This is a genomic window from Candidatus Hydrogenedentota bacterium (assembly GCA_019637335.1).
Taxonomy (GTDB): Bacteria; Hydrogenedentota; Hydrogenedentia; order Hydrogenedentales; family JAEUWI01; genus JAEUWI01.
Genome location: JAHBVV010000016.1, coordinates 69,293 through 83,049 on the forward strand (window position 1 = coordinate 69,293; position 13,757 = coordinate 83,049).

At 65.6% G+C, this 13,757-nt stretch carries 9 protein-coding genes; 6 read left to right on the plus strand and 3 right to left on the minus strand.

Features of this window, described 5'->3' with window-relative positions; all coding sequences use genetic code 11:
* The first annotated feature begins 8 nt into the window (after positions 1–8).
* Positions 9–1,685, plus strand: a complete 1,677-nt coding sequence (locus KF886_16760) for a TolC family protein (GenBank protein ID MBX3179008.1) — start codon at positions 9–11, stop codon at positions 1,683–1,685.
* Positions 1,686–1,780: 95 nt separating this feature from the next.
* Complete coding sequence (locus tag KF886_16765) at positions 1,781–3,145, plus strand: hypothetical protein (protein MBX3179009.1); 1,365 nt, start codon at positions 1,781–1,783, stop codon at positions 3,143–3,145.
* Between the two features lie 880 nt (positions 3,146–4,025).
* Here the strand turns inward: KF886_16765 and KF886_16770 are convergent.
* From KF886_16770 to KF886_16780, 3 genes are all read right to left on the minus strand, one after another.
* Positions 4,026–5,939, minus strand: a complete 1,914-nt coding sequence (locus tag KF886_16770) for a tetratricopeptide repeat protein (protein MBX3179010.1) — start codon at positions 5,937–5,939, stop codon at positions 4,026–4,028.
* Positions 5,940–6,118: 179 nt separating this feature from the next.
* Positions 6,119–7,792, minus strand: coding sequence for a protein kinase (locus KF886_16775; protein ID MBX3179011.1), 1,674 nt, complete (start codon positions 7,790–7,792; stop codon positions 6,119–6,121).
* A gap of 24 nt (positions 7,793–7,816) precedes the next feature.
* Entirely contained in the window at positions 7,817–9,073 is a 1,257-nt protein-coding gene (locus KF886_16780; protein MBX3179012.1) for a serine protease, read from the minus strand.
* 161 nt (positions 9,074–9,234) lie between these two features.
* On the opposite strand from KF886_16780, the gene KF886_16785 reads away from it, so the two are divergent.
* From KF886_16785 to ugpC, 4 genes are all read left to right on the plus strand, one after another.
* On the plus strand, positions 9,235–9,969 hold the full coding sequence (locus KF886_16785; GenBank protein MBX3179013.1) for a hypothetical protein: 735 nt from the start codon (positions 9,235–9,237) through the stop codon (positions 9,967–9,969).
* Positions 9,966–10,784: a hypothetical protein gene (locus KF886_16790; GenBank protein MBX3179014.1), complete on the plus strand. Its 819-nt coding sequence runs from the start codon at positions 9,966–9,968 to the stop codon at positions 10,782–10,784. Before KF886_16785 ends, KF886_16790 begins: the two co-directional genes overlap by 4 nt.
* 30 nt (positions 10,785–10,814) lie before the next feature.
* On the plus strand, positions 10,815–11,522 hold the full coding sequence (locus KF886_16795) for a hypothetical protein (GenBank protein ID MBX3179015.1): 708 nt from the start codon (positions 10,815–10,817) through the stop codon (positions 11,520–11,522).
* Positions 11,523–11,622: 100 nt separating this feature from the next.
* Positions 11,623–12,729, plus strand: a complete 1,107-nt coding sequence (ugpC, locus tag KF886_16800; GenBank protein ID MBX3179016.1) for a sn-glycerol-3-phosphate ABC transporter ATP-binding protein UgpC — start codon at positions 11,623–11,625, stop codon at positions 12,727–12,729.
* Positions 12,730–13,757 lie beyond the last annotated feature (1,028 nt).

Sequence of the window (13,757 nt, forward strand, 5' to 3'; positions counted from 1 at the left end):
TAGCCCGAATGACGTCAAACGACGTAGGAATGCGCTGGATTCGGCGCCTGATACCGGCCGTGACGCGTGTCGCCCTCGCCACCGCGCCGTTGCTTCTTGTGGCTGCCGCCGCCACGGAGACCGGCGACGTCGCACCCGAAGTCGCGGAGGCCGCCCCCGCCCCCGAGTTCCCCGCGGAAGGGGCGGAAGCCTGTAGGGAGGACGCCACACCGGACCGCGTGCCGGAAACCCACACGGAAGAGAGCGCGCCGCTCCCGCTCGTGCTCGATCTGGAAGCCGCGCAGCGGACCGCCCTCGAACGGAATCCCAGCCTCTTCGCAGCCGCCGCCCGCGTGGACCAGGCGCGATCCCGCGTTCGGCAGGCGCAGTCGCTCTACCTGCCTCGGCTCGACGCGGAGTACACGGCATCGCGTACCCATCTCCCGGCAAGCACCGTCAATCCCGCGAAGGATCAGGCCCTGTTCGGCCCCATCTCATCGTCCGTGACCGGGGGGCTCTCCCAGCTCCTCTTCAATCCCAACCAGGGCGGCGGGCTGGCCGGGCTGGGCTTCTCCGCCGCCTCCGGCGTGTTCTCGGGAATCCAGGCCCGCGGCGCCTTTGATGAGGATATCGAGAATTACCGGGCGACCCTGACCGCCAGCTACATTCTGTTTGACGGCTTCTCCCGGCGCTATACAAACGCCATGGCCCGTTTTGGCCGCCAGGAGAGCGACGCCGCGCGCCGGGAAGTTACCCGCCTGGTGCTCGATGCGGTCGCCCAGAGCTATTATGGCGTCCAGCTCGCCCGGGAGAACGTGGCCATTGCACGCGCGGACGAAGCCTTCAACGAGCGCCTGCTTTCGGAGGCGCGCGCGAGGCGCGAGCGGGGGGCCGGCTCCAAGAGCGATGTACTCAACTTCGAAGTCGCCCTGCGCGCCGCCCAGTCCGCCCGAATTCAAGCCGAGGGCCAGGAGCGGGTGGCCCGCGTGGCGCTGGCGGCCTTGATGGGGCTGCCCGAGGCGACCCTGGGCGACTCCGTGGACATTGCCCCGCTTCCGGAGGAAACCGTCGAATACCTCGAGCTGGATCCCGTGGAAACCCTGCTCGCCAGCGCGGAGGCGCAACGGCCCGATGTCCAGCAGGGATTGTTCCAGGTCGCCCGGCTCCGCGCCCAGGTGGGGGAGCGGAAATCCGTGTACTACCCGAAAGTGAATGCCTTTGCGACCCAGGACGCCCAGCGCTCCGAAAACTCGCGTATCGATCGGGATGATTTCGCCGGAACCGTCGGCGTGAACGTTTCCTACAACCTCTTTGCCGGCGGGCGGAACCGGGCCAGCATTTCCGAGGCGCGCCACACGCTCGCCGAGGCGGAATTTCTCCTGGAGGAGACCCGCCTGGACGTCGCGCGCGAGGTGCGCCAGGGCGCCATCGATCTCGAAACCGCCCGGGCGGCCCTCGTGCTCCAACGCACCACCGCCGAATACGTGGAAGAGAATCGCGCCCTCGTCGAGAAAGAGTTCCGCGCCGGGCAGGGCAGCCTCGTCCGGCTGAACCAGGCCCAGCGCGACCTGGTGGAGGCCCAGGCCCGGTTGGCGTTGGCCCGCGTGGCGCTGTATTCCGCCCGGCACGCCCTCGAGACCGCCACCGGAGAAACTATTTCGCGTTTCGCGGGATACATCACAGGTGGGGAGCAGGAATCCGAATAGGGGATACCGTCCAGTTTAATTCCCGGTCCCCGCTGTGGTACGGTACTTTTCCGTTTTTACTCAGATTTTCCCGAAATTCCATACAGGGTAGTTCCATGAATTTTGCCGAGACATTTTCCAACCCGTCCATGTTACACGCGGCCGCTGTTCATATGCCTATCGCCGGCGCGGGCCTGGGGCTATTGCTCATCATTCTGAGCGCGCTCTTTCACCGGAACAACATCGTGCGGGCCATCGCCGCCCTGATATTCCTGGTCGTGGCCGGATCCGCCTGGGTCGCCATTGAAACCGGGGAGCGCGCCCGTGACCTGGTGCCCAATTCAATGCCGGCCGCTATCTGGGATCAAGTGTCCGCCCATGCCAGCTATGCGGAAAATGTCGTCTATGGCGCCGTATTCACGCTGGCCGCTCTGCTGATCGCGCTCATTCGCATCGATTCCGTGCGAATCGCCGGACTCCTGCTTGCGGCCATCGGCGCCATCGTGACCAACGTCTTCGTCATTCAGACCGGCCACCTGGGCGGTACGCTGGTGTATACCCACGGCCTCGGCACCCCCATGATGCACGCGGCGTCCCAACCCGCCCCGGCGCCGACGCCCGAACCGGCCCCGGCGCCGACGCCCGAACCGGTGCCGACGCCCGAACCGGCGCCGATGCCCGAACCGGCCCCAGCGCCTGAACCAGCGCCCGAAACCGAAACCGCGCCGGAGCCCGCGCCCGAAACCGAAACCGCGCCAGAGCCCGCGCCGGAGCCGGAGCCCGCGCCTGAACCCGCGCCCGAAACCGAAACCGCCCCCGAGCCTACCCCCGAAGTGCCGGCGGATCCCGCCGCGGAAACGCCGGCGGATCCCGCTATGGAAACTCCCGACGAACCTGCGCCTGCCGAACCCGCCGCAGAAACATCCGACGAACCTGCGCCTGCCGAACCCGCCGCGGAAACTCCCGCCGATCCCGACACCGAAGCCCCGGCGCCGGAAACGGCTGTGGAGGCAAATGCTGCGCCGCAGCCCGCCGACAACCCCGACTGGCTCCCGATTCGCCCCATCTCCCGGGAAGAGGCCGAGGCCATCAGCTTCCAGCGCGACGTATTTCCCATTCTGGACGACCAGTGCATTTACTGCCACAAGGGCAGGAAACCCGATGGCGAGTTTCTGATGACCTCCGTAGCGGACATGCTGAAGGGCGGCAAGAAGGGCGGCCCCGGCGTTGTGCCCGGCCAGCCCGACGAAAGCTCCATCGTCAAGTATATTCGCGGTATCAATAACCCCCGCATGCCCGAAGACGAACCCCCGCTTACCGAAGACATGCTCCACACGATCCGACTCTGGATCGCCGCCGGCGCCGTGGACGATAGCGACGATGCCGCGCCCGCGCCGGAAGCGGATCCGGCGCCCGTCCAAGCGGAAGCCCCCGACACGCCGGAAGAAGCGTCCGAAACAGACGCCGCTCCCGCCGCATAGCCTGCCCAGGCCCCTCAGGCCTATCCCAACAGCCCCGTGCCACACGATCGCGCTCCCGGCGTAATCGTGTGCCCGGAGCAACGCCAGCTCACCACTGCCAACACCACCCCACACGAGCGGCTCCACACGCTCCCCACACCCCATGCTCCAGCCCTTCACCCTCCCCGCGTGCCACGGACAAGCCCGCACATCAACCCACGTGCCACGCGATCGCGCTCTTGCGCGTTCGTGTGCCAGGAGCAACGCAAACCCACCAGCGCCAACACCACCTCACACGAGCGGCTCCACACACCCCACACACCCCACACACCAGCTCTCCACCCGCACGGCGTGCCACGGACAAGCCCCCCAGGGCTTGCCCGTGCCAAGATTCGAGTAGCGCACAAACAGTCAGGGGCGGTATTTCACCCCCCTAACGGCTGACGCAACGCCCCACGACCGGCTTTTACCCCAAACCACGGGACAGACCCGGACGAAACGGCCACCCCACGTCGGCCCGGTGTTTCGCCCGACGACCGGCAGCGCCGCGAAGCCTCCGCGTCGGGTCCGTGTCTGTCGCTGCGGGGCGCCACCTTGGAGACGGAGTCCATCGCCTATCCGCCTGCGGCGGACTTTCGGCGCGTTTTTTTCTGCCAAGGGACAGCGCGCGTGCACGGGGTACGTCCCTTTCCGGCGCGTGTAGGTGTGGAATTCCGTCGGGCTAGGCATGGTCGAAGGTGCGCCGTGGCGGGATGCCTATCTTCCGAGTTGACGGCGGGTTAGACGGGGCGATGCGGCTGTATCAAGTTCATACGATCAGCTTGTAATACACGATGCGACAAAAAAAGCGCCGCGAACCAGGCGTCTGGTCCACGGCGCGAACTGCTTTCGATGTCGCGGGCTACTTCATTTCCTGAATCTTCATCTCTTTGGCAAGCGCGACGCCCTCGCGCAGGTTGGAAGCGCTGCCGATGGCGTAATCGTCCTCCACCACGGTCACCTTCAACTGGCCGACGGGGCGCTGGCGGTGGGCGATTACACGCCCGCCGACTTCAATGGGGTCGCCATCTTCGAGAATTTTGAACACCGTGCCTTCCTTCACGCCGTGCTTCGCGCCGAGGTTGATGATGATGGCGTCGTTCTCCGAGGCGTCCGCGATCAGGCCCTTGAGCGGTTCGCTCGCCGCGAGCTTATCCGTCAGTGCGCTCACGACCGCCTCGACAGTCTCCCGCGGCTTCGAATCGTCAATGGTTACCGAAGTCTGGAAGAAGATGCCCGTCGTCTCGGAATCGATCAGCCGCAGGTAAAGCATCGTGTCGGCGCCGGCCCGCGCAAAATCGATGAAGCCCAGGTGGCCCGCCGAGAGCACCTGGCCCAGGCGGCGCTGCGTGTCGGCGCTGGCCAATTCCGAACTGCCCAGGTTCAGCTCTTGAAGCAGCTTGTCGAGCATGATGCGCTCGACCACCTGGATGCCATTCTTGCCCTGCACCTGCGATTCGATCTCGCGCTGCACGACCATATCGGTGCCCGCGCGGTCGAACACGAAGCGGCCCTTGGTCTCCCCAGGCAGAAACGCCAGTACAACCGGGCGCGAACTCCAATCGTCCGCCGGCGACGCCTCGCCGCTGGCCTTCATTTCCTGATAGCGCTTGCTCAGATCCTCGATCATGTTCTTGATCAATTCGCCGCGCTTGAGGTCGTTGGCTTCCTGCAATTCCGCCTGCACCTGTTGCAGCATCAACGCGGTCATCTCGTCCGGGCGGATCGCCGACGCCTTCTCCAGCGTCGCCTTGGCGCGTTCCAGGTCTTCGGCGGAGCCCCGCTCGCGGTAGGCCGCGCCTTCGTTGCTCAGCGCCTCGACGTTATACTGATCCAGCGACTGCGCCTTCGTGTATTGCGCCACCGCCGCATCCAGATTCCCGCTCGCGTGCGCCAGGCGGCCCTGCGCGTTTACCGCTTCGGACTTCTGCCAGCCCGGCAGCGGGCTCGCGGCCGCGCGGTCAAGCGCCGCCGCCGCATCGTCGAGTTCGCCAGCCTTCATCAGCGCCTCGCCCTTCACCGCCTGCGCGTACCCGTTGTCGCCCGCCCGATCCGCCGCCGCGATGGCGCCGGTCAGATCGCCGCGTTCCAGGGCAACCTTTGCGATACCTGCATCCGAACCAATGGCGCCGAATTCCTTCTCGGCGTCGTCCAATTTGCCCTCGGCCACCAGGATATGCCCGTTCAATTCCTTCACCGCCGCCGCGTCTTCACCGCTTTCCAGTGCAGTCGTCGCCACGGCCGCCGCCTTATCCGTCTTCCGTTGCTGGAAGAGGTTCTCCGCCACCTCCTTCAGGATATTGGCCTGCTCCGAGCTCGTGCCGCGCAGTACCCGTTCGATCGTGCGCTGCGGCGTGTGCACGAACAGGGTAAGCGGGAGTTGGCTCACGTCCTTGTACCACGCCGCGCTCTTTACCGCTTCGTCCGCAAGGAGGAAATATTGGATCTTGAGGCTGTCCGCGAATTGCTGGAGCGCGGCCTTGTCCGATTCCATGCCCAGGGCGATGATTGAGAGATCATCCCCGGAGTACAGCCGCTTCAGCGCCTGTAATTTGGCCGCGATGGGCTTGCCGTTTTCCGGCGTGAAGAAGAACAGGATCACCAGATCCGGATTCTGATCCAGAATCGCGTTCAGGTCCACCGGATTGCCGAAAATGTCCTGCGCCTGAATCTCGGGCACGGCGTCCCCGGAAAAAAAGTCCGCTTTCGCGATGCCGGAGAACAACAACAGGCCTGCCATGAGGCCCAATACACCAAACAGTCGCAATCGTCGCATCATACTCTCCCCAACCTCTGCAAGGTCAATGGTTTAGACTCGTTTACCGGTTCGGGGGCGGCTGGTGATAGCAGTCCGCATTCCACCCGGATGGAACCGTCCCGGCAGGGTTTGGCCGGGATGCCCAATTTTACCACCTAACCGGGAATAATACGAACCGACCGGGCGCGGAACCCGGATCAGACACCCGGTGGCGGCAGTACAATTTCGACCATGGCGGCGCTGTCGGGCGCGTGGGCCGGCGGGATGTTGGCGACGCGGATGCTGGACTCCGCCGGATTGGTGGGGGAGGGGATGTGCGCGCGATACCGCAAGTTGTCGGCTTTACGCGCGGCGGGGATCTCGACGAAATCGCCCGAGCTCTGGTACTCCATCTCCGTCACGGTGGCGCCATCCGCGTCCACCAGCTCGATCGGAAACGGCCCCAGCACGTCATCCAGCTTGCCGTCCAGATCGTCCAGAGTCACTTCGCCCGCATCAAACTTGCGGTAATCTTCCAGATTCTTTGCGCGCAGGATATTGAAGCTTACCATCGTGTAGAAATTCGCCGCCGCCGCCTCAGCCGAGGGGCTGGTCGTGGGCGTTGCCGCGGCGGGCGTCGCGGGCGTCTCGTCGCCGCCCCCACCCAACATCAACGCGCCCAGCCCCACCACCACAACCGCCGCCGCGATGCCGCCGCCAACCAAAAGGCCCTTGCCCGGGGCCGCCGGGGAATCGGGCGCGCCGGACGGTGCGGGTGGCGCGCCGCCGGGGACCGTGGCGGAGACATCCGCCGCGCGATTTCCCGGCTGCGTGTCTCCGGCGGGCGGACCGCCCGGCACCGTGGCGTCGGGCCCGCTCTCCGCAATGGTCGTCGCCTGGCTGGAGGGCCGCGCGCCCGGGACCGTGGCCACGAGGTCTTCGTTCGGCGGTCCGGCGCTTATGACCGTGGCGTCCTGTGCGGGGGCCGGAGTCCCGCCGGGAACGGTTGCCCCCAGGGCCGCCGCCTGGCTCGGATCCAGTATCGCCGGATCCGGATTCTCCTTCAGACTTTCGCGTAGCGCCGCCGCCATTTCCCGGCCAGTCCGGTAGCGGTTCGCGGGGCGCTTGCTCAGGGCCTTGAGGATGACCTGGGCGAGGGCATCCGGCACGTTGAAGTTCAGTTCTGCCGGGCTTACGGGATCGGTTTTGATCACGTGATGCATCACTGTACTCAGGGCCTCGCCGCCAAAGGGCTTTTCCCCGGTGGTCAACTCGTAGAGGATGTTGCCCACGGAAAACAGGTCCGATCGCCCGTCCAGCTTCTGGCCCATGAACTGCTCCGGGCTCATATAGTGCGGCGTGCCGATCAGCGCGCCGTCCTGCGTCAGGTTCGAATCGCTGACGTGTGCAATCCCGAAATCCGCCACCTTCAGCGGCTGGCCGGTGGGCGTCAGGATATTCGCCGGCTTGATGTCGCGGTGCACCACGCCCCGGTCGTGCGCCACCGCGAGCGCCTCGCAGATGCTCGCGCCGATCTCCACGATTTCGTCCATACCCAGGCGCCTTTTCGATTCCATGACATCGCCGAGATCGCCGCCCTCCAGATACTCCATGGCGATGTACGCGATGCCGTTTTCTTCGGCCGCATCGTAGATCGTGATGATATTCGGGTGGCTCAAAGCCCCCGCCGCCTGCGCCTCCCGAAGGAACCGCTCCATCATCTCGTCCGCCATGCCCGAGGCCTCCACCACCTCGCGCCGCGTCGTCTTGATGGCCACCCGCCGCCCGATATTCGGATCCCGCCCCTCGTACACCACGCCCATGGCGCCTTTGCCGAGCTCCCGTATTACTTCATAACGCCCGAGTTTCTCTGGCATCTTCGCATCAGCCACGGTATTCGTCCTTCCTGATTTGGGTCACTGCTTGAGTTTCTCGATCCACGCCCGCACCTCCGCCGTGTCCTCCGCGCCGGGAGACAGGGCCAGATACGCCTCGAAATGCCGGATGGCCTGCGCAGCCTCGCCCTGGGCCGAAAGGCTCAGCGCGAGATTGTAATGCACGCCCGGCGCGCTGTCGTTCAGCCGCAGGGCATCCCGGAAATGGCGAATGGCCTCCGCGTGCTTTCCCGCACGGCGGTGCGCCTCGCCCAGATCATTGTGGCTGCGCGCGTCCTCCGGCGCAAGCCGGAGCGCCTCCGCAAAAACCGCCGCCGCGTCCTCGTACTGCCGCGCGCGAAGGTAGAGCCGCCCAAGGTTCCGCTTGACCGCGACGGAGTCCGGGCGCAACGCGTCGGCGCGCAGGTAGGCTTTCGCCGCCGCCTCCAGATCCCCCGCCGACGATTCGGCCAGGGCCAGGTTGAAGTGCGCCTCGAAAAAAGCTGGCAATAGCGTCGTGGCGAGCCCGTACGCGGCGATTTTTTCCTCCACGCCATCCGCCGACACGCCCCGGTTGTACGCATCAATCGCCCGCAGCTCCGCCTCGGACGCGCCCGGCGCCGGAACCAGCCTGCCCGCCTCCGCGAAGTCGTCGCCCAGCAAACGCGCGCCGATCGATTTCAGAAGCGGGTAGGCGTTGTTAATCTTGTTCACAATGGTGAAATCCACCTCGGTCAGCCCGCCGCTGATCAGCCCGATCAGGCGGCCCTCCCGATCAAAGACCGGCCCCCCGCTCGACCCGTGGGTCGCCGTCAGCGAGACCAGCAGCACCGGATAGCCGTTGTACTCTTTCGACGGATTCGACACCGTTCCGCTCACCGTTGCGAATTCCAGGTTCCTGGGCGAGGCGATGGAAACGATCGGCGCCCCGCTGCGAACCGTGAGCGCGTCGCCGATGGGCGCGTGCGCCGGAAGCGGGCGGTCCGTCTTGAACAGCGCGTACTCGATCGCGGGTTCAGAGCGGACCAGCGAAAGCGGCACGCGCGTTCCATCCGCGAACTGGCCCTCGAAATCCCGAACCCCTTCCGCCTGGTGCGCCGTCGCGAGAACGTAACCGTCGGGATGCACCACGCAGCCGCTGCCCTGTACCCGCGCGCCGGTGTCCGCGCGCGTCCCGTGTATGAGGATCACGGCGGGGAGCGCTCTCGCGGCGATGGCCTCCACATCGGCCTCCGCGATGGCCCGCCACGCAAGCAGCGCCAGCGCGGCGCACGCAATTCGCAATACACGCCCGTTCATAGGTCTTCCTCGGCCTTTCGTCACAACGCGTAATCATAGGCGGACGCCCCCGCGCAGTCAATTCGCAAGGGCGCCGCCCAGCCTCGATCCGCTGGGGATGCTACGGCGCGCGGGGCTGTGGTACGATGCTCCCGCGACGTGAACCGGCAGGAGATAGCATCGTGTTGATTCGACTGGCATGCGGCCTGGCGTTGCTGGGCCTCTGCGGCGGCGTTCCGGCCCAGGGCATGATGTCCGATGTGATGTCGGGCAAACTGGTCAATCCGGAGGTCGGCGTTTTCGCCTGGTACAATCTCAAGGACGCGGCCACGGGCCAGGAGTTTTTTCTGCGGCAGGCCATCACGGGAAAGGAACGGGTCAAACGCAAGGACGCCTACTGGCTGGAGACCGAGCTCCAGCCCCGGTTGGGTTATCCCTCCGTTTACAAAATGCTGCTGACCGGCCCCGCGAGCAATCCGAAGAATGTCCACCGCTTACTCATTCGCGAGGGCAATGGCGCGGTGCGGGAGGTGGCGCTGGAGCAGGGCGAGCACGGCGGTGTGGATTCCGATTCGCCCCGCGCGTCCGTGGGTGCGGAGGAAGTGGCGCTTCCGAACGAAACCATTCTTGCGGAGCGCTTCGTGATCGGTGAGGGCAACGAGACCACGGATATCTGGGTGAGCGACCAGGTTCCGCCCATGGGAATTGTGAAGATGCGATCATCCCTGGGAGAACTGGTGCTCCAGCGATATGGTAAGGGCGGGAAGGACGGAGAAAGCGCCATCCCCGTGCCGTCTGAATCCCGCGAGTCCGAAAATGCCGGCGAGCCCGGGGAACCGGCGGAGGAGGAAGTAACCGCGGGCGATGATCGGGAAGTGCGCCGCAATTTTGGCGCCGGAAGGCGGGGCCGCCGATGATGCGCATCGGATCATGGTCCGCGGGTATGCTCCTCGGCCTGCTGGCCCTCTGCGGCGCAAGCGGCTGCAAGACCGTCCCGCCCAACGAAGAGCCCTACCCGCGCGCGGCGTCGCGCATTCCGTTCGTGCCCCAGGTGCGCCAGGTCGCCATCCAGGCGGGCGGAGGCGTCTATCCCAATCTGTTTACGGGCGCCTCGCACGCGATCTGGAACCCTGCCGAATCCCACCCGGGCGCCCCGCTGGCCTCTCCGCCGGGAGCCTTCGATTCGCCGGCGGCGCCGGTGGCGGGTAAGACGGCCGATCCCGTCGCGCTGGCGGATCCGGTAGAGTCCGCCATGGAAGCGGATCGCGACGCCGTGCCCGCGCCGCCCCGGGGCGGCCCGCTCGTCATTCGGTGTCGCCTGGAGTCCGTTTTTCAGGATCGGAGCATCGCTTATGATGCGGTGGGCCTGCGCGGCCTGGAAGTCTACCTGCGCCTCCCTGACGGACAGGAAGTCTTGCCCGCGCAGCGGGAGTTGGGCGCGGAATTGACCGAGGAGCAGGTGGGCGCGCTCCGGCGCTACGCGCGCGAGGTGACCCTCTACTTCCCGTCCGGCGATTTCCGCGTGGAGAACCCCGCGGCCAATCCCGCGGCCCCGGGCGTCCGGCTGGTGATCGAAGGGCACAACTCGGCCCACTACTTCGAGTGGCGCCCGCTGCCCAACGCCTCGGTCCACCTCGAACCCCGCGCGGACTATAAGGCCCGCGAGGCTATCAAAAAGGGGTACCGCGCGACGTCGGACCGCGCAAAACGCATCTCGCACACCTTCGACTGACACCGGGCGCAAGGATAAAGGGCCGCCTTCTTGAAAGCCGCACTCAAGCTCATCATGACCGTTACCGGGCTGCTTCTGATCGCCGTGTCGGTTGGGCTCGTCCTGCTGATAACCCGGTTTGAGGGCGTGTTGCGGAGCGGACTGACCCACCAGGCGGGCCAGATCCTGCAAGCCGAAGTGCGCCTCGAAGCCGTACGGCTCGATTGGGCGGAGCAGGCGCTCCTGTTCAAAGGGGTCTCGGTCTACAACCCCGGCGGCTTTACCGATCGCGAGGCGCTCCGCATCGAGACGTTGCGCGTGCGCCCCAATCTGCTCACGGTATTCGCGCGGACCCCCGAAATCCACGATATCTCCCTGGGCGCCGCCTCACTCCACCTCCAGCATCAGCGTGGCTCGGGTACGAATCTCGGCGCCATGCTCGAACACGCGCGCGCCTGGACCGGGCAACAGGAAGACGGCGAGCGGCGCATCTGGGGGCGGCGAATGAAAGTCGCCGCATTGCGCGCGGGTCCCGCCTCCCTCAACGTGCGCCCCGTGGATGGACCCGAGCAGAACCTCGCCCTGGACGCATTCGCGGAGCCCGAACCGGCGGGGGACGAAACGGTCACCGGCGCCCGCGTTATGCACCTCATACTGCACGCCCTGATCCGCAAGCTCGCCGCCGCCGAGACGCTACCCGCGTCCGTGCGCGAAGTGGTGATGGAGGAGGCGGCCCGGGACTTCGCCGGCGAAGCCTGAGCCCGCCCGCCGTGTTTGCGCCCCCGATGAAGCCTCCGGTATCATCCACCAGCCTCCTCCGGGGGGCGCTGGCGCCACCTGAACGGAAGGATCGGACCCCTTGGCGAATGTGACCCTGCGCAACGTGCACAAGACCTACGCGGGCGGGGTGCACGCCGTCCGCGATGTGAATCTCGCCATCGCCGACCGGGAATTTCTCGTGCTCGTCGGCCCGTCCGGCTGTGGCAAGTCCACCACCCTCCGCATGATTGCGGGCCTGGAGGAGATCTCCGCCGGCGAGATCGAAATCGGCGAGCAGCTCGTCAATGACGTTCCCCCCAAAGACCGCGACATCGCGATGGTCTTCCAGAATTACGCGCTCTACCCCCACAAGAACGTCTACAAAAACATGTCCTTCGGCCTGGAGATGCGGCGCTATCCGAAGGACGAAATTGACCGCCGCGTCCGCGAGGCCGCCGAGATCCTCGGCATAACCGACTTGCTCCAGCGCCGCCCCAAGGCCCTGTCCGGCGGCCAGCGCCAGCGGGTGGCCGTCGGGCGCGCCATTGTTCGGAAGCCGAAGGTCTTCCTTTTCGACGAGCCCCTGTCGAACCTGGACGCAAAGCTCCGCGTGTTGATGCGCGCCGAAATCTCCAAGTTGCACCAGCGGCTCCAGTCCACCATGATCTATGTCACCCACGATCAGGTGGAAGCCATGACCATGGGCGATCGCATCGTCGTCATGCTCGATGGCGTCATCCAGCAGGTCGACGCTCCGCTCGACCTCTACCACCGGCCCGCCAACCGCTTCGTCGCCACCTTTATCGGCAGCCCGCCGATGAATATCTTCGAGGGCGCGATACAGGCCGGCGCGCAGGGGCTTGTTTTCGAGGCGCGGGAGCAGGCCTTTCGCCTCCACCTGCCCGACGCCGCGCAGGCCGCCCTCGCGCCCTACGCCGGCCGCACCGTCCTGCTCGGGATCCGTCCCGAAGACTTCGCCGAACAGGCCGGCCAGGTCCACATTCCGGGCGAGACCATCGAAGCCCGGGTCGAGGTTATCGAGCCCATGGGCGCGGAAATCTACCTCTACCTCAGCATCGCCGGGCAGACCATTACCGCCCGCGTCGCACCCTCCGCCTCGCCCGCGGTTGGCGCCCCGTACATACTCGCCGTGAACCGGGATCACCTGCATTTTTTCGATCCCGCGACCGAGGCCGCCATTCGCTGAGTCGCGATCGAATAGACGGATATTCATGCCCGCTATCCCACCACGCGCGCCCAAACCACGAGCGGCGCACAGGATCGCGGGCATTCCCGCGGCAACGGCCGCCCCCGACACCACAACACTGCACCCTCCTGAATGCACCCCGCCGCAACCGCCGTCCCACACTATGGCGTCCCAGCGCTTTCGTGTGCCCGGAGCAACAATACCCCAACCCCACCAGCACCGCCCCACACGAGCGACGCACAGGAGGTTGGGCATCCTGCCCGACACAACGAAAGCCCAGGACCCCGCAACACCGTCCTTCCTGCCAATCCACCTTCATATCGCACGCACAGGATCGCGCGCATTCCCGCAGCAACGGCCGCCCCCGACACCATAACACCGCACACTCCTAAATGCATCCCGCCGCAACCGCCGTCCCACACTATGGCGTCCCAGCGCTTTCGTGTGCCCGGAGAAACGCGAACTCCGCGCCTGCAAGAATTCCCCGCACGACCGGCGCAACACGACGTCGGGCATCAGCCCCACGTGTTCACGCCGCAGCCTCCCCGATGCATCTTCATTCGTACTACTATCCGTCATTTTCTTGTTCTTGGGGGATAAGAATGAAAAATATAGGCCATAAGTAATTGAAATAAAAAGTGTTACGAATGGGTTCTGAGTCCGTAAAATATCCGATCGATTCGTGTCAATTCGTGTGCATTCGTGGTTCAAAATCTTGGTTGCGGCCCAAGGCTGGGAGGCTGCGCCGGGTTCTCTGTGTACTTTGTGCTCTTTGTGGCTCCCAATCCGATCCGCCACCCGCATCGGTTTTAAGAGACTTCTTTCTTCGTGGACTTCGTGCCCTTCGTGGTGATCAATTCCTTGCTTACGGCCAGAGGCCGCCCTGTGTTCATACGTGGTTCAGGTTTCCAGCTTGGCGCCAGAGGCTGCGCTGCGTCCAGTCGTGCTTTCATTCTCATCGATCACACATCATTTCCCCGTTGCGGTGGCCTGATGGCGCCCTCCTTCTCGCGCTTACAGGTGGAGTA